17 protein-coding genes are annotated in these 21644 nt (G+C 70.8%); 14 read left to right on the top strand and 3 right to left on the bottom strand.

Features of this window, described 5'->3' with window-relative positions; translation table 11 throughout:
- Positions 1-115: 115 nt before the first annotated feature.
- The 7 genes from J2S42_RS18655 to J2S42_RS18625 all read left to right on the top strand — a co-directional run bounded on the left by J2S42_RS18655 (position 116) and on the right by J2S42_RS18625 (position 10064).
- The gene (locus J2S42_RS18655) at positions 116-1603 is read left to right on the top strand and encodes a PAS domain S-box protein (RefSeq protein ID WP_307240902.1); all 1488 of its coding nucleotides are present in this window, start codon (positions 116-118) and stop codon (positions 1601-1603) included.
- A gap of 10 nt (positions 1604-1613) precedes the next feature.
- The gene (locus tag J2S42_RS18650; protein ID WP_307240900.1) at positions 1614-3263 is read left to right on the top strand and encodes an FAD-dependent oxidoreductase; all 1650 of its coding nucleotides are present in this window, start codon (positions 1614-1616) and stop codon (positions 3261-3263) included.
- 64 nt (positions 3264-3327) lie between these two features.
- On the top strand, positions 3328-5016 hold the full coding sequence (locus J2S42_RS18645) for a S8 family serine peptidase (RefSeq protein WP_307240898.1): 1689 nt from the start codon (positions 3328-3330) through the stop codon (positions 5014-5016).
- Positions 5017-5071: 55 nt separating this feature from the next.
- Positions 5072-6625 (top strand): glutamine-hydrolyzing GMP synthase, encoded by a 1554-nt coding sequence (gene guaA, locus J2S42_RS18640; protein ID WP_307240896.1) that lies wholly within the window; start codon positions 5072-5074, stop codon positions 6623-6625.
- Positions 6626-6753: 128 nt separating this feature from the next.
- Complete coding sequence (locus J2S42_RS18635) at positions 6754-7701, top strand: NUDIX domain-containing protein (protein ID WP_307240894.1); 948 nt, start codon at positions 6754-6756, stop codon at positions 7699-7701.
- An 18-nt stretch (positions 7702-7719) separates the two neighbouring features.
- Complete coding sequence (locus J2S42_RS18630) at positions 7720-8679, top strand: NUDIX hydrolase (RefSeq protein ID WP_307240892.1); 960 nt, start codon at positions 7720-7722, stop codon at positions 8677-8679.
- A 395-nt stretch (positions 8680-9074) separates the two neighbouring features.
- A complete protein-coding gene (locus J2S42_RS18625; protein ID WP_370879205.1) occupies positions 9075-10064 on the top strand; it encodes a CDP-alcohol phosphatidyltransferase family protein in 990 nt (329 codons plus the stop codon).
- Between the two features lie 182 nt (positions 10065-10246).
- Here J2S42_RS18625 and J2S42_RS18620 read toward each other — a convergent pair whose 3' ends face one another.
- The 3 genes from J2S42_RS18620 to J2S42_RS18610 form a co-directional block, all read right to left on the bottom strand.
- A complete protein-coding gene (locus J2S42_RS18620; protein ID WP_307240890.1) occupies positions 10247-11476 on the bottom strand; it encodes a phosphatidylserine decarboxylase in 1230 nt (409 codons plus the stop codon).
- 100 nt (positions 11477-11576) lie between these two features.
- Positions 11577-12149 (bottom strand): hypothetical protein, encoded by a 573-nt coding sequence (locus J2S42_RS18615; RefSeq protein ID WP_307240888.1) that lies wholly within the window; start codon positions 12147-12149, stop codon positions 11577-11579.
- Complete coding sequence (locus J2S42_RS18610) at positions 12146-13510, bottom strand: PspC domain-containing protein (RefSeq protein WP_307240886.1); 1365 nt, start codon at positions 13508-13510, stop codon at positions 12146-12148. The genes J2S42_RS18615 and J2S42_RS18610 overlap by 4 nt, the downstream gene beginning before the upstream one ends.
- Before the next feature lie 161 nt (positions 13511-13671).
- Here J2S42_RS18610 and J2S42_RS18605 point away from each other — a divergent pair, with 161 nt between their 5' ends.
- The 7 genes from J2S42_RS18605 (at position 13672) to J2S42_RS18575 (ending at position 21597) form a co-directional block, all read left to right on the top strand.
- Positions 13672-14925, top strand: a complete 1254-nt coding sequence (locus tag J2S42_RS18605; RefSeq protein ID WP_307240884.1) for an ATP-binding protein — start codon at positions 13672-13674, stop codon at positions 14923-14925.
- 5 nt (positions 14926-14930) lie between these two features.
- Positions 14931-15569 carry a response regulator gene (locus J2S42_RS18600; RefSeq protein WP_307240882.1) on the top strand — a complete coding sequence of 213 codons (639 nt, stop codon included), beginning with the start codon at positions 14931-14933 and terminating at the stop codon, positions 15567-15569.
- Between the two features lie 311 nt (positions 15570-15880).
- A complete protein-coding gene (locus tag J2S42_RS18595; protein ID WP_307240880.1) occupies positions 15881-17512 on the top strand; it encodes a peptide ABC transporter substrate-binding protein in 1632 nt (543 codons plus the stop codon).
- A gap of 128 nt (positions 17513-17640) precedes the next feature.
- On the top strand, positions 17641-18567 hold the full coding sequence (locus J2S42_RS18590; RefSeq protein WP_307240878.1) for an ABC transporter permease: 927 nt from the start codon (positions 17641-17643) through the stop codon (positions 18565-18567).
- A gap of 48 nt (positions 18568-18615) precedes the next feature.
- Positions 18616-19551 carry an ABC transporter permease gene (locus J2S42_RS18585; protein WP_307240876.1) on the top strand — a complete coding sequence of 312 codons (936 nt, stop codon included), beginning with the start codon at positions 18616-18618 and terminating at the stop codon, positions 19549-19551.
- A gap of 8 nt (positions 19552-19559) precedes the next feature.
- Positions 19560-20591, top strand: coding sequence for an ABC transporter ATP-binding protein (locus J2S42_RS18580; protein WP_307240874.1), 1032 nt, complete (start codon positions 19560-19562; stop codon positions 20589-20591).
- Positions 20584-21597 (top strand): ABC transporter ATP-binding protein, encoded by a 1014-nt coding sequence (locus J2S42_RS18575; RefSeq protein ID WP_307240872.1) that lies wholly within the window; start codon positions 20584-20586, stop codon positions 21595-21597. Before J2S42_RS18580 ends, J2S42_RS18575 begins: the two co-directional genes overlap by 8 nt.
- The last annotated feature ends 47 nt before the right edge of the window (positions 21598-21644 follow it).

The raw sequence follows: 21644 nt of genomic DNA, 5'->3' as shown, positions 1-21644 counted from the left end.
CGCAGGACGCCCCGCCGCGCGTTGCCGCCCCACGACACTCAGCGGGTTTTCTGCGATTCGTGTCACCTGTGCCGATGGTGTGGGAGCAGGCTGAACCCGGCGAAAGGGGGCAACGGTGATCCGGCCGTTCGACCGCGCCTGGCTGTTTCTCTCCGTGCTGCTGACGCTGGTGGTACTGGCCACGTTCGACGTGGTGTGGATGTTCACGGACGGGCCGATCACACCGCCGGAGGTGGCCTTCGCGGGCATCGTGGCGGTCGGTGGCACCGCGATCGTCCTGCTCGCGCTGCACTACTGGCGGCAGCGCCGGACGGTGTCCGCGTCCGCCCGGCTGGCCGCGATCGTGGAGTGGTGCGACGACGCGGTGATCGGCCTCGGCCTGAACGGCATGATCGACAGCTGGAACCCGGCGGCCGAGCGCATCTTCGGCTACCGTGCCGAGGAGATCATCGGTCGGCACGGCAGCCTGCTGCTGGCGGAGGACGACCCCGAGCGCGCGCTCGGGCTGCTGCCGCGGATCGCGGACGGCGAGGTCTTCCTCAATCACGAGCACACCTACGTGCGCAAGGACGGCCGGGCGATCGAGATGTCCGCGTCCGTGTCGCCGGTCCGGGACCGCACCGGGGAGATCGTCGGCGTGGCCGTGGTCGGCCGGGACATCACCGCGCAGGCCGCGGAACACCGACTGCTGAAGGAACAGCGGCAACGCCTGTCCCGGATCATCGAGACCGCGGGGGACGCGCTGGTCAGCATGGACGAGGACGGCGCGATCACGGAGTGGAACGCGGCCGCGGAGCGCACGTTCGGCTGGCCGGCAGCGCGGGTGATCGGCCGTCCGCTGCGGGACGTGCTGATCCAGCCGCAGGACCGGGCCGCGCACGACACCGGGTTCGCGCGCCTGCTGCGCACCCGGGTGCCGACGCTGGCCACCGGCGACCCGATCCGGGTGGTGGCCCGGCACCGGGACGGCCGGGACGTGCCGGTGGAGATGAAGCTCTGGATCACCGAGCACAACGGCCGGATGGAGGCGAACGCGTTCCTCCGGGACATCACGGCGCAGCAGCAGATGGAGGCGGAGCGCAGCCGGTACGAGGCCCGGCTGGCGCACATGGCCACCCACGACACGCTCACCGACCTGCCGAACCGCGCGCTGCTGATGGACCGCCTGACCATGGCGCTGAACCGGACCCGGCGTACCGGCAAGACCGTCACGCTGCTCTACCTGGACCTGGACCGGTTCAAGGAGGTCAACGACACGCTCGGGCACGCGATCGGCGACGCGCTGCTGACCACGGTCGCGAGCCGGCTGCGGCAGAGCGTGCGCCCGTCGGACACGGTGGCCCGGCTCGGCGGCGACGAGTTCGTGATCCTCTGCGACGACCAGGCCAAGCCGGAGGACGTCAGCACCATCGTGTCCCGGCTGACCAGCGCGGTCTGCCGGCCGATCTCGCTGCCGTCCGCCGTGCTGGTGCCGGAGCTGAGCATCGGCCACGCGAACAGCGGCGACCACCCGACCGCGGACGAGCTGCTGGGCGCGGCGGACGCGGCGATGTACGCGCACAAGCGCGGCCGGCGCCCTGGCGTTCTTGTTACCGATCGCTAATCATGCATTCATGCAATTCGACGTCGTCGTGATCGGCTCCGGCTTCGGCGGCAGCGTCGCGGCGCTGCGTCTGGCCGAGAAGGGTTACCGGGTCGCCGTGCTGGAGGCCGGTCGCCGGTTCGCCGATGACGAGTTCCCGGAGACGTCCTGGCGGCTGCGGCGCTTCCTCTGGGCGCCCGCGCTGGGCTGCTTCGGCCTGCAGCGGATGACGTTGCTGCGCGGCGAGCGCAGCTCCCGGTCCGGCGTGCTGGTGATGTCCGGCGCCGGCGTGGGTGGCGGCAGCCTGGTCTACGCGAACACGCTCTACGAGCCGCTGCCCGCGTTCTACCGGGACCCGGCCTGGCGGGACATCACGGACTGGCACGCCGAGCTGGCACCGCACTACGCCGTCGCCAAGCGCATGCTGGGCGTCACGACCTACTCCCGGGTGACCGCGGCGGACCGGGCGATGCGCGCGGTCGCGGCGCGGATGGGCGTGGCGGACACGGTGCACGCCACGCCGGTCGGCGTCTTCCTCGGCGAGCCGGGCCGCACCGTGCCCGATCCCTACTTCGGCGGGGCCGGTCCGGCGCGCACCGGCTGCACGCACTGCGGCAGTTGCATGACCGGCTGCCGTCAGGGCGCGAAGAACACGCTGGTCAAGAACTATCTGTACCTCGCGGAGCGGGCCGGTGTGACGGTCCTGCCGATGACCACGGTCACCGCGGTGCGGGCGGACCAGGACCGATACCGGATCGACACGGTACGGACCGGAGCGCGCCTGCACCGACGGCGGCAGACGTTCGTGGCGGACCAGGTGGTGTTCGCGGCCGGTGCGCTCGGCACCCAGCGGCTGCTGCACCGGGCCCGCGCGACCGGCGCGCTCCCGCACCTGTCCGCGCGGGTCGGCGCGCTCACCCGGACCAACTCCGAGTCGATCCTCGGCGCGTCCGTGCTGCGGCCGGACCGTGACCTCGGCTTCACCGACGGCGTGGCGATCACCAGCTCGTTCCACCCGGACGAGCACACCCACATCGAGGGCGTGCGGTACGGCCGGGGTGCGAACCTGATGGGCCTGCTGCAATCCGCGCTCACCGACGGTGGCCCTCGGCGCCCGCTGCGCTGGGCCGGCACGATCGCCCGCCGCCCGCTGCTCTACCTGCGCATGCTGTCGGTGCGGCGGTGGTCGGAGCGGACCATCATCACGCTCGTCATGCAGTCGGCGGACAACTCGATCACCACGACGTACCGTCGTCGGCTGGGTTTATGGTCGTTGCGCAGCCGGCCGGGGCACGGCGCGCCGAACCCGACCTGGATCCCGGCCGGCAATACGGCGGCGCGGGCGCTGGCCGAGGAGATCGGCGGGGTGCCGGGCGGTGCGGTGACCGAGGCGTTCAACGTGCCGATGACCGCGCACATCCTGGGCGGCGCCACGATCGGCGCCACGCCGGAGGACGGCGTGATCGACGGCTACCAGCGGGTCTTCGGCCACCCCGGGCTGCACGTGCTGGACGGTGCCGCGGTCACCGCGAACCTGGGCGTGAACCCGTCGCTGACCATCACCGCGCAGGCGGAACGGGCCTGCGCGTTCTGGCCGCGCAAGGGCGAACCGGATCGTCGGCCGCCGCTCGGTCAGCCGTATGAGCGGATCGCACCCGAACCGCACCCGAGCACGACCTAATCCTCATATTCCGGATTTTTACGGTTCTCGGCGTCGCGTGTCCCCGAGGAACGGTGAAATCCAGGTGCGCAAGCTTGTCAATCAGCGGCGGATGACCGTCGCGCTGGTGATGGCGGTCGCCGCCGGCGTGGGCCTGTCCGCGCCCGCGTCCGCCGATCCCGGCAATCCGGTCGAGCTGGTGGTCGGCCTCGCCCCCGGCGCCTCGGCGGACGACGCGCTGGCCGCGGCGGACGACGCCGGGGGCGTGCGGGTGGTCGACGACGCCGCTCGCGCGGCCGGTGCGGTGGTCGCCGAGGTGTCCGCCCGGAACGCGGACCAGGCCGTCGCGCTGCTGCGCCGTGACCCCGGCGTCGCCTTCGTGGACCGCAACCACGTCGCCACCAAGGCCGACGTGACGCCGAACGACCCGTTCTGGCCCGAGCAGTGGGGTCTGCGGAAGGTCAACGTGCCCGGTGCCTGGGGCATGACGACCGGCGACCCGGTCACGGTCGCGGTACTGGACACCGGCGTCAACGCGGTCAGCGACCTGGCCGGCCGGGTGCTGCCCGGCTACGACTTCATCAACGACGACGCGAACCCGGCCGACGACGAGGGGCACGGCACCGCGGTGGCCAGCGTGATCGCCGGACGCGGCGACGACGGCAGCGGGATGGCCGGCGTCTGCTGGGACTGCACGATCCTCCCGGTGAAGGTGCTCGACGCGAAGGGCTCCGGCGACTACCTCTCGATCGCCAAGGGCATCCGGTACGCGGCCGACCGGGGCGCAAAGGTGATCAACATGTCGCTGGCCGGCAGCGCGTCGTCACCGCTGCTGAACACGGCCGTGCAGTACGCCACGGACAAGGGCTCGCTGGTCATCGCGGCGGCCGGCAACGAGAACACGGCCGTCCGCCAGTACCCGGCCGCGATCCCGCAGGTGCTCTCGGTCGGTGGCTCGACCACCGGCGACGGCCGCTACTCCTGGTCCAACTACGGCACCGGCTGGGTGGACATCGCGGCGCCGGGCTGCAACGTGGCGCAGGACCACCTGGACCGCGGCTACGTCGAGTTCTGCGGCACATCGTCCGCGACGCCGCTGGTGGCCGGTGTGGCCGCGCTGATGCAGTCGCGCGCGCCGCAGGTCAGCGGCGCGTACCTGGGCACAGTGCTGTCGCTCAGCTCCTCGAAGCTGGGCTGGGTGCGGTACGGCCGGATCAACGCGGGCCGCGCGGTCTGGGCCGTCACCGACACCGCGGCACCGGCCGTCTCGCTCGGCGTGCCGGTGGCCGGCACGCTGGTGCACGGCACCACGACCGTGACCGCGTCCGCGACCGACAACACCGGGCTGGACCGGGTGGAGCTGGTCGTGAACGGCACGGTCGCCGGGGTGGACCGGGCCGCGCCGTACACGTTCCGGTGGAACTCCGCCGCGTACCACGGGATCGTGAACGTGGCGGTCCGCGCGGTCGACTGGACCGGGCGGGTCAGCACCGCGACCCGGCGGTTCGAGGCGGACAACCGCGGGCCGGCGCTGACCGTCACCGCGCCGAAGAGCGGCTCACGGGTGAGGAAGAGCGTCGCCGTGCAGGTGGCCGCGTCCGACAAGCACGGTGTCGCCACCGTTGCGCTGCTGATCAACGGCAAGGTGACCGGCACCGGGACGTCCTTCAAGATCAACGCAACGAAGTACGGCAAGAGGTTCACGGTCCGGATCCGGGCGTACGACAAGCTCGGCAACGTGTCCTACTCGCCGACGTACACCTACAGGCGATGAGGTCCTGGGGGCTCGGGCGCGGACGCGTCCGGGCCCCTCGGTATTCTTCCGGAACATGAGCACACCGCGCCCGGTCCTGGTCGTCGACTTCGGGGCCCAGTACGCCCAGCTGATCGCCCGCCGGGTGCGCGAGGCGAACGTCTACTCCGAGATCGTCCCGCACTCCATGCCGGTCACCGAGATGCTGGCGAAGAACCCGGCCGCGATCATCCTGTCCGGCGGCCCGTCCAGCGTCTACGAGCCCGGCGCCCCGCAGCTCGACGCGGGCGTGCTGGACACGGACGTCCCGGTCTTCGGCATCTGCTACGGCTTCCAGGCGATGGCCCAGACGCTCGGCGGCACGGTCGCGCACACCGGCGCCCGGGAGTACGGCCGCACCTCGCTGACGCCGGCCACCGACCCGGGTGTGCTGCTCCGCGAGCTGCCCGCCGACCTCCCGGTCTGGATGAGCCACGGCGACTCGGTCGTCGAGGCGCCGGCCGGCTTCTCGGTCACCGCGTCCTCGCCCGGTGCGCCGGTCGCCGCGTTCGAGAACCTGCTGGCCAAGCGGGCCGGCGTGCAGTTCCACCCGGAGGTGCTGCACACCGAGCAGGGCCAGACCATGCTGACGCGGTTTCTGTACGACATCGCCGGCATCGAGCCCACTTGGACCTCGTCGAACATCATCGACGAGCAGGTCGCGCTGATCCGTGAGCAGGTCGGCGACAAGCAGGTGATCTGCGGCCTCTCCGGCGGCGTCGACTCCGCGGTGGCCGCGGCGCTCGTGCACAAGGCCGTCGGTGACCAGCTGACCTGCATCTTCGTCGACCACGGCCTGCTGCGGTCCGGCGAGGCGGAGCAGGTGGAGAAGGACTACGTCGCCGCCACCGGCATCAGGCTCAAGGTGGTCGACGCGTCCGAGCGCTTCCTCGGCGCGCTGGACGGCGTGACCGACCCGGAACAGAAGCGCAAGATCATCGGCCGCGAGTTCATCCGGGTCTTCGAGGCCGCGGCGCGCGAGGTCGACGCGGAGCGGGACGTCGAGTTCCTGGTGCAGGGCACGCTCTACCCGGACGTGGTCGAGTCCGGCGGCGGCACCGGCACCGCGAACATCAAGAGTCACCACAACGTCGGCGGCCTCCCGGACGACCTCCGGTTCTCGCTGATCGAGCCGCTGCGCACGCTGTTCAAGGACGAGGTGCGCGCACTCGGCGCCCAGCTCGGCCTGCCGGAGGAGATGGTCCAGCGGCACCCCTTCCCGGGCCCCGGCCTGGCGATCCGGATCATCGGCGCGGTCTCCCGGGAGCGGCTGGACGTGCTGCGCCAGGCCGACCTGATCGCGCGCGAGGAGCTGACCGCGGCCGGCCTGGACCGGAGCGTGTGGCAGTTCCCGGTGGTGCTGCTGGCCGACGTGCGCAGCGTGGGTGTGCAGGGCGACGGCCGGACGTACGGGCACCCGGTCGTACTGCGCCCGGTCTCCAGCGAGGACGCGATGACCGCGGACTGGTCCCGGCTGCCGTTCGACCTGCTCGCCAAGATCTCCAACCGGATCACGAACGAGGTCGCGGAGATCAACCGAGTGGTCCTGGACGTGACGAGCAAGCCGCCGGGCACGATCGAGTGGGAGTAATTCGTCCGCTGATGTTCGGCGGGCAAATGGGGCAATGTCCTCCTCCCGTGTGCTTTTGACCGGTTCAACTGTCACCCATCCGACAGTGTTCACGGGCGGGTTACAAAGCGCGAGAACAATGTGACGGCGTGACACCCGCGCTCGAGCCGCTTCGCAGGATCGCGGCATACGCACTCTGTACCGACCCCGACGGCCGCGTCCTGCTGGTCCGGGCGAGCCCGCGCTCCGGCACACCCGGCGCCTGGTCCCTGCCCGGCGGTGCCGTCGACCACGGCGAGAACCCGAACGACACGGTGGTCCGCGAGACCGCCGCCGAGACCGGGCTGTCCGTCGCGGTCTCCGGCCTGCACGACGTGGTGGCGGACATGCGTGCGCTGCCGCACCGGGGCATCACGATCCACACGGACCGGCTGATCTATACCGTCTCGATCCGGGGCGGCTCGCTGATCGACCGGGTCGGCCAGCCCACCGACCTGGCGCGCTGGTTCACCCGCGACGAGGCGGCGGCGCTGCCGCTGCGCCCGTTCGCGGCCACCGCGCTCGGGCTGGCCTCGGCCGCTGTCGACCTGCGGCCGGACGAGGCGCCGGACTTCCCGTCGTTCTACGCGTACCCGGGCCCGGACGGCCTGCACCGGGCGCAGCGGTTCGCGGCCTATGCGGTCGCCACCGACCCGGACGGCCGGATCCTGCTCACCCGGATCGCGGCCAACTACCCGGGCGGCGGCTGCTGGCACCTGCCCGGCGGCGGCACCGACTACGGCGAGCAGCCCGGCACCGCGCTGCTGCGCGAGCTGCTGGAGGAGACCGGCCAGCCCGGCGAGATCGTCGAGCTGCTCGGCGTGGCCAGCCACCGCGATCCGGCCTCGCTCGGCCCGGAGGGCTATCCGATCGACTGGCACGGCGTGCGCGCGTTCTACCGGGTCGCGGTCGACCGGCCGTGCCCGCCGACCATCCACGACGTGGGCGGGTCCACGGACGACGTGCGCTGGTTCACCATGGCCGAGGTGGCCGCGCTGAGCGAGTCGGAGCTGACCGAGGTCACCATCGAAGCGATGCGGGCGGCCAAACTCTCCTGATCCACTTAATCTTGGTCCGTGGACCAGACAAGAAGGATCGCCGCGTACGGCATATGCCGCGACGGGGACGGCCGGGTGCTGCTGACCCGGTCGTCCGCGTTCACCGACATGCCGGGGCTGTGGCAGATCCCGGGCGGCGACCTCAAGCACGGAGAGCACCCCGAGTGGGCGGTGGTGCGCGCGTTCGCCGAGGAGACCGGCCTGGAGGTCCGCGTCGCCGGTCTGCACACCGTGCTCGCCGACGTCGGGCCGCTGCCGTTCCGCGAGGTCCTGTTGCACCACGATCGGGTGATCTTCGACGTGGCGGCGGCCGGCGAGTTGCGGCACGAAACGGGTGGCGCGACCGACCAGGTCCGCTGGGTGGCGCGGGACGAGCTGGGCGCGCTGCCGCTGATGCCGTTCACCGCGCGGCTGCTCGGCGTGCCGGCGGATCCGGGGCTGGTCGAGGAGACGCTGCGGACCGCGCCGCGGGTCGAGCTGCCGGCAGCGGTGGCGACGCCGGCCGGTGGGCCTAGGGGGCAGCGGTTCGCCGCGTACGGCCTGGTGACCGATCCGGCGGGGCGGGTGCTGCTGACGAAGATCGCGGGTGCGTACCCGGGCGCCGGCCGCTGGCACCTGCCGGGCGGCGGCACGGACTTCGGTGAACAGCCGGACACCGGATTTCTCCGTGAGCTGGTCGAGGAGGCGGGTCAGCACGGGCGCATCACCGGCCTGCTGCGCGTCTCGCACCGGCGCAACCCGGCCGCACGCGGGCCGGAGGGGTATCCGATCGACTGGCACTCCGTGCGGGTCACGTTCACCGCGGCGGTGGACGAGCCGACGACGCCGGTGGTGACCGAGGCGGCCGGTGGGTCGACGGCCGAGGCGCGCTGGTTCGACCCGGCGGAGGCACGCGCGCTGGCGCTCTCCGACGTCGCGCAGGCCGCACTGGAGTGGCTGCGCGGGCAGAGCCGCACCGCGCCCGCCCCGCGCCGCTGACGCTCCCGTGCTTCTGAACGGCGCCATGTCGTCCGGTAAACTTCGGAGTCAGCTCAATGCAGGCGTCAGCGACGAACCTTAAATTAGCGACAAACCGTGCTAGATGGTACAGCAGCTCAATTGGGTTATTTCGGGCGTTAAGCGGCTCAAAGTTTAACTGCTGGCTATCGCCAGACGGCTGGGTCATGTGCAATGGTGTAGGCCGCATAACGGCCGACGCCCGCACCGGGACACGGCCGTGACGGCTCCACCGGCCCACGACCCGAGGCCGGCGACCATTTTCGCTGGCCGCGCACCACGGCGACCGGCGACGACACACGTCGGTCCGGGCGCACTGGGCCGACCCTAGGGACAAGCCGGCACGAACTGCACAGAGTGCCGGCGATGGAGGGACAGTGCCGAGAGCCCCCTGGCGTCGGCGTCGTACCGCAGACAGCCCCCGCCCGGCCGGCCGCCGGTGGGCCGGGCTACGCCGGAGCGGATCGTTCGCCCGGCAGGTGCTGCAGGTGCGAGCGGGTCTTCGACGACCCAACCAACGCCCGCTGGTCGTCTCCGACAGCCACCCCCAGCCGGTGGCCTACCCACTCCCCGAGGCGCTACCCGCGTCGTCGGACGTGCCGACCCTCGCCGAACTCCGTTCGATCGCCGAGGCCACCCCGATCGCCGAGCCCGCCCCCGCCGACACCTCTCTCCTACCGGGGGCACATACGATGAGCCGCCGGATCGCCTTCGCGGTCGTCAACGCGTGCACGCTGGCCAGCATCTTCCTCGGGCTCAGCGCGGTCTTCCTGGCCATGCGGGACGACGTGCAGACCGCGGCGCTGTGCCTGATCGCCTGCGTGCTGTTCGACGGGCTGGACGGCGCGCTGGCCCGCAAGCTCGGCGTCTCCAGCCCGTTCGGCGCCCAGATGGACTCGCTGGCCGACATGTGCTCGTTCGGCCTGGCCGCACCGATCGTGGTCTACGCCAGCCTGGCCGGCAGCGTCTCCACGGTCGCGGCCGGGCTCGCCTGCGCGCTGGTCGCCGGGTGCGCGGCCATCCGGCTGGCCCGGTTCAACGTGTCACCGAAGGACGGGCGCTTCTTCTGCGGCGTGCCCACCACCATGGCCGCGGCGGTGCTCGCCATCGCCGTGCTGATCGGCCTGCCGATCCCCGGTGAGGTGCAGGTGGCCGGCGTCGCGCTGCTGGCGGTCGCGATGGTCTCCAGCTTCCCGTACGCGAAGCTGGCCCGGCTGCTGAGGCTGCCCCCGTGGCTGGCGGTCATCCCGATCGCGGGCGCACTGCTGGACCTGCGGCTGACGTTCGCGCTGATCGTGGTCGCGTACCTGCTCAGCGGCCCGGTCCTGTGGGTGCGCAACCGCCGGGCACCGCACCGCGTCGCCTGACACCCGCACGTCGCCCCGGCGGCGTGCGAAACGAAGCCGGGCGCTGGCTCCCCAGCGCCCGGCTTCGTTTTTCGCTCAGCCTTCCCGTCCCGATCGAGGGCACCCCCGGCCCACGACGGAACCGGTGCCCGCGGGAGCACTCGGCACGTCACCACGCCGGAAGCGGGAAAGGCAAAAGGCCTCTAGAGCCAGCGGGCGATGACGCTGGCGCCGCCGGCCACCCGGTCGCCGATGCCGACCAGCGGCTCGACCGAGTCGGCCGGAAGGTAGACGTCGGTGCGCGACCCGAAGCGGATCAGGCCGAGCCGTTCGCCGCGGGCCAGGACGGACCCGACGGGGGCGCGCTGCACGATGCGGCGCGCGATCAGGCCGGTGCGCTGGGCGACGACGACGGTGCCACGCTCGGTGTCCAGAACCGTGTAGGCGGCGACGTTGTGCTCCGCCTCCGGCTTCATCGCGGCGGCGAAACCGCCGTCGGTGACGAAGTAGTCCGCGACGCGGCCGGGCACCGGGCTGCGGTTGACGTGCACGTCCAGGATCGACAGGAAGACCGCGATGCGCAGGAACTCGGTGTCGCCGAACCGGTCGTCCCGGATGCGCTCGACCGCGAGCACCTTGCCGTCGCTGGCGGCGACGATCGCGGACGCGTCGTCCGGCACGTCGCGCTGCGGGTCGCGGAAGAACGCGGCGGCCGGTGCGGCGGCGAGCGCGGGGATCCACCACAGCTTTGACTTGGGCCGGGCGGCGCGGGCGAGCGCGGCCAGGCCGAGCGCGATGCCGGCGGCGGCCACACCGTTGGAGTCCATGTGCATCGTGCGGGTCATCGGCACGCTGGACGGCCGGTACGCCGGGGCCAGCCGGGCGGCCAGCGACGCGGGCGCGGGCGTGAAGCGCAGCCGGTGCACGCGCAGCGGCGGGCGGTTGCGCAGCACCAGGTCGGTGCCGGCGCCGAACAGCGCGGACTGGCGGTCGAGCTCGGCGCTCGCCTCACCGGCCAGGCCGGGCAGCGCGACCGCGGCGACGCTGAGCACGCCACCGTCGGCGAGCAGCTTGGTGAGGCCGTCGATGACCGCGCGGGTCTGGGTGGCGCCGCCGGTCAGCGGCTCCGCGACGATGACCACGTCGGCCGGGTCGGCCTCCTCCGGCGAGCCGGCCACGGTGACGCGCTCGGCGATCCACGCGCCCTGCGCCTCGACGTGGTCCCGAAGATCAAGAACAGACGAGCTCTCCGCCGGTACGAGCGTGAGCGTGTCGCCGGGCAGCAGCGCGTCGAACGCGGCGGGCAGCACGGGGGAGCCGGCGTGCGCGCCGACCACCAGCGCGGTCTTCGGCCCGGAGTGGCGGGCCAGTTCGGCGGTGAGCGTGCGGGCGGCCCGCTCTCCGACCTCGACGGACGCGGGGGTCTGGGACATGCGCGTGTGCTCCTCGCAGCAGGCTGAGCTGTCGCGGCCGTCGGGGACGCGGCCGGCGGGCGGAGGGTGACCCTCCGCCCGCCAAGCATATGGCGCGCGGCTAGCGGCGTCCGCCGTCGCCCTCCGCCCGGATCTCCGTCGTCGGTGTCTCGTCGATGACCTCGGTCTTCTCCTCGATCACCTCGGTCCGGTCGCCGTCGGCGGGCCGTGTCTCGCCGTCGGACGGGTGTGGCTCGCCGGTGGGCGAGGTGTCCGGGGCGGTCAGGTGGTCGGTGGCGTAGGGGGAGGGCTGGACCGGCGCGAACGCGGCGGCCGGGTTGGGCCGCACGTCCACCCGGGTGTCGTCGATGCCGATCGCCGTGTCCCGGCCGGACGTGCGCTGGTTCTCCATCAGCTCGCGCACGATGTCCGCGTGCATGCCGGTCGGCAGCCCGCTGACCGGCACCGCGCTGACCGGTGCGCCGCTGGTCGGGGCCGGCACCGCGCCCCGGCCGGAGCGGAACGCGCCGACCAGCCCGGCCAGCCCGAAGATGATCAGGGAGATGGCGACCATCCAGCCGATCGCGGGCAGCGCCAGCGTGACGAACTGGGCGAGCACCCACCAGCCGGTGAGGAACAGGAAGACGATGCCGAAACCCAGCGAGACGCCGTCGGTGCGGTGTGCCTTCATCATCGGGTGACCTCCACGTCTCCGGCGCCGTTCGAGACCGTCAGCGCGAGTTCGCCGCCGCCCGCGCCGTCCGCGCCGAGGTCCTCGAACCGCTCGTTCGCGCCCACGCCGTCCATCGTCCGGCCGAACACCTCGGCGCTGCCGGCGCCGAGCTCGACGTCGACGATCACGTCCACGTTCGGCGGGAGCAGCACGGTGAGGTCGCCGGCGCCGAGCTCGACGCGGGTGGTCTTGTCCAGGCCGGTGAAGTCGAGCGCCCGCAGATCGAGCGTGGCTTCACCGAACGAGGCGCTCTGCCGGGTGGACAGCTCGTTCATGGTCCGCGGCTTCCACACCGTGGTGGTGGAGCCCTCGTCGTAGCCGTCCGCCTCGGCGGCCACGGAGATGCCCAGCGCGACGGCCGCGACCAGCCCGGGGACGATGAGGCCACGGCCGCGGCCCCACTTCGTGCCGATCAGCATGCCGACGCCGACGATGCCGAGCACGACCGCGAAGTACGCGCCGGCGGTCGGGCCGGCGAGGTTGCTCAGGTCGATGATCGACAGCACGCCGATCGCGACCAGGACCACCGAGAGCGTGGCGCCGAACAGCGGCGAGCGCTCCTTGGGGGGCTTCGGTGGCCGCTGGCGGGGCGGTGCCGGTGGCGGCGGGTTCGTGGCCGTGTACGGCCCGTAAGGCCCGTGCGGCGCGAACGGCGGCCGGTAGCCCCCGGCCGGCGGCGTCTGCCAGGTCGGCGGTGCCGGTGCGTAGCCGGGCTGGGGCTGGTACTGATCGTTCGGTGGCACGGGCTGAACTCCTGGAGCGGGCTCGGCGGCCGGGGTCGCCGAGGTGGGCGGTGGCGGTGGCGGTGGCGGTGCGGCGTACCCCGGTGGTGAGAGCCGCCCGCGGTTGACGATCAGCGCGCCGACGATCGCGGCGCACGCGACCAGCAGCATCGCCCGCCAGGTGTCGGACATGATGTAGGCGAACGTGACCATCGCGAGGATCGCCAGTCCGACGACCGTGAGCGGTGACGTGCCGGAGTCGCCCTTGCCGAGCACCCCTTCCAGCGGTGAGCCGGTGTCGCCCTCGGCCGGGATGATCAGCCAGGCGGCTAGGTAGATCAGCAGTCCCGTGCCGCCGAAGACGGCCAGCACGGCGAGCAGTACCCGCCAGAGCACGGGGTCGGTGTTGGTGGCGCGGCCGATGCCCGCGCAGACGCCGGCGACGTACCGGCCCTGCTGGGGGCGGACGAGCCCGAACAGGCGCGGTGCCGCGGCGCCGCCGGGGAACTCCCCGGCACCCGGCGCGGCCGCAGGCCCGGGGCCCGGCGGGGGCGGCGGGGCAGAGGGTCCCGGCTCGGCCGGGTCGTGCTGCGTGTTCATGCATTCGATGGTCGGCCCTCGGGCGGCCGGATCGCCTCAGGCACCGACCCTGACCCCACCCTGAGTTTGCCGGGTGCCGCATGTCCGGGTGGTAACCCGTGGTCAGCGCCTCGCGCGCGTGTGACGATCGATGCGGTAAGCGCCGCACCGCATGAGGAGCCATGATCGACACCGCCAGACAGCCCCGCCGCCTCTTCCGGGCACGCGATCATCGCGTGGTCGCCGGTGTCGCGTCCGGCCTGGCCCGGCACCTGCGGGTGTCGCCGCTGGCCGTGCGGGCCGCGTTCGTGATCCTGCTGGGTTTCAACGGGCTGGGCCTGATGCTCTACGCGGGCTTCTGGGCGGTCCTGCCGTACGAGCGGGTCACCGGCGAGCCGCGCCGCCGGGACGTGGCGCAGCTGGTGCCGTTCATCGCGATCGGCGCCGGCCTGATCCTGCTGCAGGTGCTGGTGCTCGGCCAGAACGCGAGCGTCACCAGCACGGCCGGCTGGCTGGTCGCGATCGTGGCGGTCGGCGCCGGCATCATCTGGCACGAGTCCACGCCGGAGCGGCGCCGTCAGTGGACCGAGGCACTGCCGCGTTTCCCCTGGCTGGGAACGTTCCTGGAGGAGAGCGACCGGCGGCTGTTCCTGTTCCGGTTCATCGGCGGCGGCCTGCTGGTCGCGGTCGGCGTGATCGGCATGGTCGCGGTGTACGTCCCGGCGGAGAACTCCGAGGCCGTGGTGAACGGCATGCTGTTCGCCGGGCTCGGCCTGGCCGGGGTGTCCGTGGTGGCGGCGCCGGTGCTGTGGCGGACGATGAGCCAGCTGCGCGCGGAGCGGGAGGGCCGGATCCGGGAGACCGAGCGCGCGGAGCTGGCCGCGATGGTGCACGACCAGGTGCTGCACACGCTCGCCCTGATCCAGCGCAACGCGGACGACGTGAAGGCGGTGCAGCGGCTGGCCCGCGGTCAGGAGCGCAGCCTGCGCAACTGGCTCTACAAGCCGACCGCGTCGCCGACCGAGCGGTTCGCGGCCGCGCTGGAGGAGGCGGCCGCCGAGGTCGAGGACACGTACGCGATAGCGGTCGAGGTCGTGGTGGTCGGCGACCGGGCGACGGACGACCGGGTCGCCGCGCTGGTGATGGCCGCCCGGGAGGCGCTGGTGAACGCGGCCCGGCACGCCGGGGTGGCCACCGTGTCGCTCTACGCCGAGGTGGAGGAGGACCAGCTCAGCGTGTTCGTCCGGGACCGCGGCGCAGGCTTCGACATGGAGTCGGTGGAGGAGAACCGGCACGGCGTGCGCGGTTCGATCCTGGGCCGGATGAGCCGGCACGGCGGGCGCGCGGAGATCCGTAGTGAGATCGGGGACGGCACCGAGGTCAGACTGTTCCTGCCGATGGAACGTGACGCGGTGACCTCCGGTAGGGAAAGGTAGCCAGCATGAGTCTCAGAGTCTTCCTCGTCGACGATCACGCGATGTTCCGCGCCGGTGTCCGTGCCGAGTTGGGCGCGCACGTGGACGTGGTGGGCGAGGCCAGCACGGTGGCGGAGGCGGTCAGCCGGATCGCCGCGACCACGCCGGACGTGGTGCTGCTGGACGTGCACATGCCGGACGGCGGCGGCCGCGCGGTGCTGGAGGCGATGCGCAAGTCGCACCCACAGGTGCGGTTCCTGGCGCTCTCCGTCTCGGACGCGGCCGAGGACGTGATCGGCCTGATCCGGGCCGGTGCGCGTGGCTACGTCACGAAGACGATCTCGCCGGACGAGCTGGCCGCCGCGATCCGGCGGGTGGCCGAGGGGGACGCGGTGTTCAGCCCGCGGCTGGCCGGCTTCGTGCTGGACGCGTTCGCGGCCCGGCCGGACGCGCCGGTCGCCGACCCGGAGCTGGACCAGCTCACCAACCGCGAGCGCGAGGTGCTGCGGCTGCTCGCCCGGGGGTACGCGTACAAGGAGATCGCCAAGGAGCTGTTCATCTCGATCAAGACGGTCGAGACGCACGTGTCGAACGTGCTCCGGAAACTGCAGATGAGCAATCGCTACGAGCTGTCCCGCTGGGCGGCCGACCGGCGCCTCGTCTAGGTCCCGCAATCCGGTCTGTCCGTATAAATCCCTTGCGCCTCCACATAGGATTTTGTTAATCAGGGGGTTACACCAGGCGCGGGGAACATCACAGCCGCTGCCTGCGCAAACGACGGCGGTGTGCAGTCGAAGGAATGAAATACCTGATCAGATGGGACGGCTTGGGGCCCGAAACATGCAGGTAACAGGCCATGTCGCCCCGCCTGGCAAGTATCGGCTTGATAACAGCACCTTCACCTGTGAGTCCCTGCGGTGTCACAGTGTTCCTCACCTCACATACCCCTCGTGAGTGCCCTGAGGAGGCCCTTCCCATGCGCGGGAAAACCGCAATAAAGATCTCGGCTGGTCTTGCCGCGACCGCCCTGCTCGTCACCGCTTGCGGTGGCGGCGGCGACGACGAGTCCGGTGCCAGCAACGCTGTCGTCTCCATCGAGGTCGCGGAGCCGCAGTACCTGCTCCCGTCCAACACGAACGAGACCAGCGGCTCGCAGGTGCTCGCCGCTCTGTTCACGCCGCTCGTGGACTACGACGTTGACAACAAGCCGGTCGAGGTGGCCGCGGAGTCCATCACCACGACGGACAACGTCACCTGGACCATCAAGCTGAAGGACGGCTACACCTTCCACAACGGTGAGAAGGTCGTCGCCGACAGCTACATCAACGCGTGGAACTACGGCGCGTACGGTCCGAACGGCCAGAACAACTCCTACTTCTGGGAGAAGATCGAGGGCTGGGCCGACATGCAGTCCGAGGACCCGGACGGTGAGGAGGGCCCGCAGAAGGCGCCCGAGCCGAAGGCGAAGACGCTGACCGGTCTCGCGAAGGTCGACGAACTGACCTTCACGGTCAAGCTGGCCGCGGCGTTCTCCGAGTTCAAGACGATGCTCGGCTACACCGCGTTCTACCCGCTGCCGGCCGCCGCGTTCGCCTCCGAGGGTGTCGTCAAGGAAGACTTCCAGGAAGCCATCATCGGCAACGGCCCGTTCAAGATGAAGGGCACCTGGCAGCACGACTCGCAGATCGAGGTCGAGCAGTACGCCGAGTACCCGGGCGAGAAGCCGAAGGTCCAGGGCGTCATCTTCAAGATTTACCAGGCGCTGCCGGCGGCCTACGCCGACCTGGCCGCGGACAACCTGGACGTGCTGAAGCAGATCCCGACCGAGAACATCTCGAGCGCCGAGGCCGACCTGGGCGACCGGTTCAAGAAGAGCCCGGCCTCCACGTTCCAGTTCGTCGCGTTCCCGACGTACCAGCAGGAGTTCAGCAAGCCCGAGGTGCGGCGCGCGATCTCTCAGGCGATCAACCGCGACGAGATCATCACGAGCGTCTTCAAGGGCTCGCAGACCGCCGCCCGCTCCTTCGTCTCCCCGGTCGTGGCCGGCTACCGCGAGGACACCTGCGGCCAGTACTGCGCGTTCGACGCCGCCAAGGCCAAGTCGGAGTACGACGCCGCCGGTGGTCCGAAGCAGATCACCATCACCTACAACGGTGACGGTGGCCACAAGGACTGGGTCGACGCGACCTGCAACCAGCTCAAGACGAACCTGGGCATCGAGTGCACCGGTGTCGCCGAGCCGAAGTTCGCGGACCTGCTGACCAAGCTGGACGACAAGCAGCCGATCGGCATGTTCCGCATGGGCTGGGTCATGGACTACCCGTCCATGGAGAACTACCTGGGCCCGATCTACACCACCGACGGCTCCTCCAACTACTACGGCTACTCGAACAAGCAGTTCGACGCCCTGTACAAGGAGGGTGTCTCCGCCGCCACGCCGGAGGAGGCCATCGCGAAGTACCAGGCCGCCGAGGACCTTCTGGTGCAGGACATGCCGGTGATCCCGCTGCGCTTCGGCCAGAACAACTTCGGTCACTCCACCAAGGTGAAGAACGTCGAGATGGACCTCTTCAACCGCGTGAACCTGATCAAGATCGAGGCCGCCTGAGTCAAGGCCGCGTCATGACGGGGGTGGCGCCGCGGGTCCAATCGGACGCGCGGCGCCACCGCCGTGTCACGCCGTCGCTGCTCACGAGGCAGTTTGCACCGCGATCCCTCGCGGAGAAGGCCTGAGAAATGCTTCGTTACATCATCCGGCGCCTGCTTCAGGGCGTGCTCACGTTCTTCGGGGCCACGTTCGTCGTCTACGCGCTCATGTTCGCCAACCAAAACGACCCGTTGCAGGCGCTCGCGGGGGAGCGGCCGATCACGGACAACGTCCGGCAGGCGCTGACCGAGCGCTACCACCTGGACGAGCCGTTCATCATCCAGTACGGCTACTACATGCAGGGCATCTTCCAGGGCGACTTCGGCACGTCGCTGACCGGCCGGGAGATCACCGTTCTGCTCGACCAGGCCTGGCCCAACACGTTCCGCCTCGCCGTCATGGCGGTCGTCTTCGCGGCGCTGATCGGCATCGTGGCCGGTGTCGTGGCGGGTATCCGGCGGGCGGGCATCTTCGACCACACCACGCTGATCATCACGCTGGTCCTGATCTCGATTCCGATCGTGGTGCTGGCCCCGCTCATGCAGCTGTTCTTCGGCGTGGAGCTGCGCTGGTTCCCGGCCACGGCCGGTGCCAATCCGACGTTCTACGCGCTGATGCTGCCCGCGATGGTGCTGGGTGCCGGTTCACTGGCCACGTATTCGCGGTTGACCCGTACCTCGGTGGTGGAGAATCTGCGCGCCGACTATGTGCGGACCGCGAAGGCGAAGGGTCTGACCCGGAACCGGGTGATCGGTGTGCACGTGCTGCGCAACTCGCTGATCCCGGTGATCACGTACATCGGTGTCGACCTCGGTGGCCTGATGGCCGGCGCGATCGTGACCGAGGGCGTCTTCAACATCCCGGGCGTGGGTTCGCAGCTGTTCCGGGGTATCACCACGGAGGACGGCCCGCTGGTGGTCGGCTTCGTCAGCATCCTGGTGATCATCTTCATTCTGGCCAACCTGATCGTTGATCTGCTCTACGCGGTTCTGGACCCGAGGATCCGGTATGAGTGAGCACACGGCAGAAAACGGACGGGGCGGACCGGAACGAGGCGAAGTGTCATGAGTGATCTGCAATCGATTGCCGCGACGGAGGCGCCGGGCGGCACCCCCGTCAAGGGCACCGGCGAGGAGAAGGCCCGCAGCCTGGGTCAGGACGCGTGGCGGGATCTGCGGCACAATTGGATTTTCTGGTTCGCCTCGGCGATCGCGTTGGTCGTGATTTTGATGGCGATCGTGCCGTCGTTGTTCACGCCGAACGATCCGGCCGATTGTGCGTTGTCGCGGCAGCACGCGCCGGGTAGTGGGTGGGCGTTGTTCGGGTACGACTTCCAGGGTTGTGACATCTATGCCCGTACGGTCTACGGTGCGCGTGCCTCGATCTGGGTGGGTGTGCTGTCCACGGCGCTGGCCTCGACGGTGGGTTTGATCTTCGGGCTGTCGTCGGGGTTTTTCGGTGGCTGGCTGGACGCGATCCTGTCCCGGATCACCGACATCGTGCTCGGCATTCCGCTGCTGCTGGCCGCGATCGTCCTCGGCAAGCGCCTGGCCTCGGCCGACACCGGTGGTTCGTCCGGCCTGATGGCGGTCGTGGTCGTGCTCGGCATCCTGGGCTGGACCACCGCCGCGCGCGTGATGCGCTCGTCAGTGATCTCGGCGAAGAACCAGGACTACGTCGCGGCCGCCCGGATGCTCGGCGCGGGGAACTTCCGGATCATGTTCCGGCACATCCTGCCGAACGCGATCGCACCGTTCATCGTGGTGCTCACGATCGCGCTCGGGCAGTTCATCGCCACCGAGGCCACGCTGTCGTTCCTCGGCATCGGCCTCAAGGGCAACGCCATCTCGTGGGGTATCGACATCTCCACGGCGTCGAAGCACGTTCGTGAGTCCGCTCCGCCGCTGGTCGCGCCGTCGATGTTCCTGGCGATGACCGTGCTGGCGTTCATCATGCTCGGCGACGCCATCCGCGACGCCTTCGACCCGAAGCTGCGGTGAGCACGACAATGACCGACATCAAGGTGAACACCGAAACCCTCCCGATCGACGCGGCGGCACCGCTGCTCGCCGTGGAGGACCTCAAGGTCGAGTTCCGCACCGCGAACGGTGTGGCCAAGGCCGTCAACGGCGCGAACTTCCGGCTGTCCGAGGGTGAGACGCTGGCGATCCTCGGCGAGTCCGGCTGCGGCAAGTCCGTGACCGCGCAGGCGATCATGGGCATCCTGGACACGCCGCCCGGTTTCATCACCGGCGGCGAGGTCCGCTACCGCGGCGTCGACCTGCTGAAGCTCAAGGAGGACCAGCGCCGCCAGGTCCGGGCCAACCGGATCGCGATGATCTTCCAGGACGCGCTCTCCGCGCTGAACCCGGTCTTCACGGTCGGCTTCCAGCTCGGCGAGCTCTTCCGCAAGCATCGCGGCATGTCCCGGGCGGACTCGAAGAAGCGCGCGATCGAGCTGCTCGACCAGGTGAAGATCCCGGCGGCGCGGCAGCGCGTCGGCGAGTACCCGCACCAGTTCTCCGGCGGTATGCGGCAGCGCGTCATGATCGCCATGGCGCTGGCGCTCGACCCGGAGGTGCTGATCGCGGACGAGCCCACCACGGCGCTCGACGTGACCGTGCAGGCCCAGATCATGAACCTGCTGGCCGAGGTGCAGCGCGAGCGGAACATGGGCCTCATCCTGATCACGCACGACATGGGCGTGGTGGCGGACGTGGCGGACCGGATCTCGGTCATGTACGCCGGTCGCGTGGTGGAGGAGGCGCCGGTCTACGACATCTACGCGAAGCCGGCCCACCCGTACACGAAGGCCCTGCTCGAGTCGATCCCCCGGGTCGACCTCAAGGGCCAGCAGCTCAGCGTGATCAAGGGCCTCCCGCCGACGCTGACGAACATCCCGCCGGGCTGCCCGTTCGCGGCCCGGTGCCGGTTCGCCCGTGACGTCTGCCGTCAGGACCCGCCGCCGCCCGCGTACCAGGTCACCCACAACCGCACCGCCCGGTGCCACTTCTGGAAGGAGGTGACCGGCGTTGAGTGACGACATCGTGCTGCAGACGAAGGGTCTGAAGAAGCACTTCCCGATCACCCGGGGCATCGTCTTCCAGTCGAAGGTCGGCGCCGTGCAGGCGGTCGACGGCGTCGACCTGGAGCTCAAGCGCGGCGAGACGCTCGGCATCGTGGGCGAGTCCGGCTGTGGGAAGTCCACGCTGGCCCGCCTGCTCGTCGGGCTGGAGACGCCGACGTCCGGCTCGATCAACGTGCGCGGTCAGGACATGACCAAGCTCCGCGGCAGCGAGCTGCGCCGAGCCCGCCGCAACATCCAGATGGTGCTGCAGGACCCGTACACGTCGTTGAACCCGCGGATGACGGTCGGCGACATCATCGGCGAGCCGTTCGAGATCCACACGGATGTCGCGCCGAAGAGCGACCGCAAGCGCCGGGTCCGTGACCTGCTTGATCTGGTCGGCCTGAACCCCGACCACATCAACCGCTACCCGCACCAGTTCTCCGGCGGGCAGCGCCAGCGCATCGGCATCGCCCGCGCCCTGGCGCTCCGTCCGGAGATCATCGTCTGCGACGAGCCGGTATCCGCGCTGGACGTGTCCATCCAGGCGCAGGTGATCAACCTGCTGGAGCAGCTGCAGGACGAGCTGGGCCTGTCGTACATCTTCATCGCGCACGACCTGTCCGTGGTCCGGCACATCGCGGACCGCGTCTCGGTCATGTACCTCGGCCGGGTCGTCGAGACCGGTCGCGACCTGGAGATCTACGAGCAGCCGACGCACCCGTACACGCAGGCCCTGCTGTCGGCGGTACCGGTCCCCGACCCGACCCTGCGCGGCCACCGCGACCAGATCGTCCTCGAAGGCGACGTCCCCTCCCCGGCCAACCCGCCCTCGGGCTGCCGGTTCCGGACGCGCTGCTGGAAGGCGCAGCAGAAGTGCGCCGACGAGGACCCGATGCTGACGCTGCGGCCGAAGTCGGCGCACCCGAGCGCTTGCCACTTCGCCGAGGTACGCGACGTGGTGCACGCGGTCGACTGATCCGCCCGGAACGGGGCCCGGCTCCCGATGGAGCTGGACCCCGTTTC

It is taken from the genome of Catenuloplanes indicus (assembly GCF_030813715.1).
Classification (GTDB): Bacteria; Actinomycetota; Actinomycetes; order Mycobacteriales; family Micromonosporaceae; genus Catenuloplanes; species Catenuloplanes indicus.
Note: the sequence above shows the minus strand (reverse complement) of the source record. Positions and strands in the feature narration are given on the sequence as shown.

Excerpts from the sequence above, each read along its gene's own strand:
- J2S42_RS18650 (WP_307240900.1), top strand. The coding sequence starts at position 1,614 with ATGCAATTCGACGTCGTCGTGATCGGCTCCGGCTTCGGCGGCAGCGTC.
- guaA (WP_307240896.1), top strand. The coding sequence starts at position 5,072 with ATGAGCACACCGCGCCCGGTCCTGGTCGTCGACTTCGGGGCCCAGTAC.
- J2S42_RS18620 (WP_307240890.1), bottom strand. The coding sequence starts at position 11,476 with ATGTCCCAGACCCCCGCGTCCGTCGAGGTCGGAGAGCGGGCCGCCCGC.
- J2S42_RS18615 (WP_307240888.1), bottom strand. The coding sequence starts at position 12,149 with ATGATGAAGGCACACCGCACCGACGGCGTCTCGCTGGGTTTCGGCATC.
- J2S42_RS18610 (WP_307240886.1), bottom strand. The coding sequence starts at position 13,510 with ATGAACACGCAGCACGACCCGGCCGAGCCGGGACCCTCTGCCCCGCCG.
- J2S42_RS18605 (WP_307240884.1), top strand. The coding sequence starts at position 13,672 with ATGATCGACACCGCCAGACAGCCCCGCCGCCTCTTCCGGGCACGCGAT.
- J2S42_RS18600 (WP_307240882.1), top strand. The coding sequence starts at position 14,931 with ATGAGTCTCAGAGTCTTCCTCGTCGACGATCACGCGATGTTCCGCGCC.
- J2S42_RS18595 (WP_307240880.1), top strand. The coding sequence starts at position 15,881 with ATGCGCGGGAAAACCGCAATAAAGATCTCGGCTGGTCTTGCCGCGACC.
- J2S42_RS18590 (WP_307240878.1), top strand. The coding sequence starts at position 17,641 with ATGCTTCGTTACATCATCCGGCGCCTGCTTCAGGGCGTGCTCACGTTC.
- J2S42_RS18585 (WP_307240876.1), top strand. The coding sequence starts at position 18,616 with ATGAGTGATCTGCAATCGATTGCCGCGACGGAGGCGCCGGGCGGCACC.
- J2S42_RS18580 (WP_307240874.1), top strand. The coding sequence starts at position 19,560 with ATGACCGACATCAAGGTGAACACCGAAACCCTCCCGATCGACGCGGCG.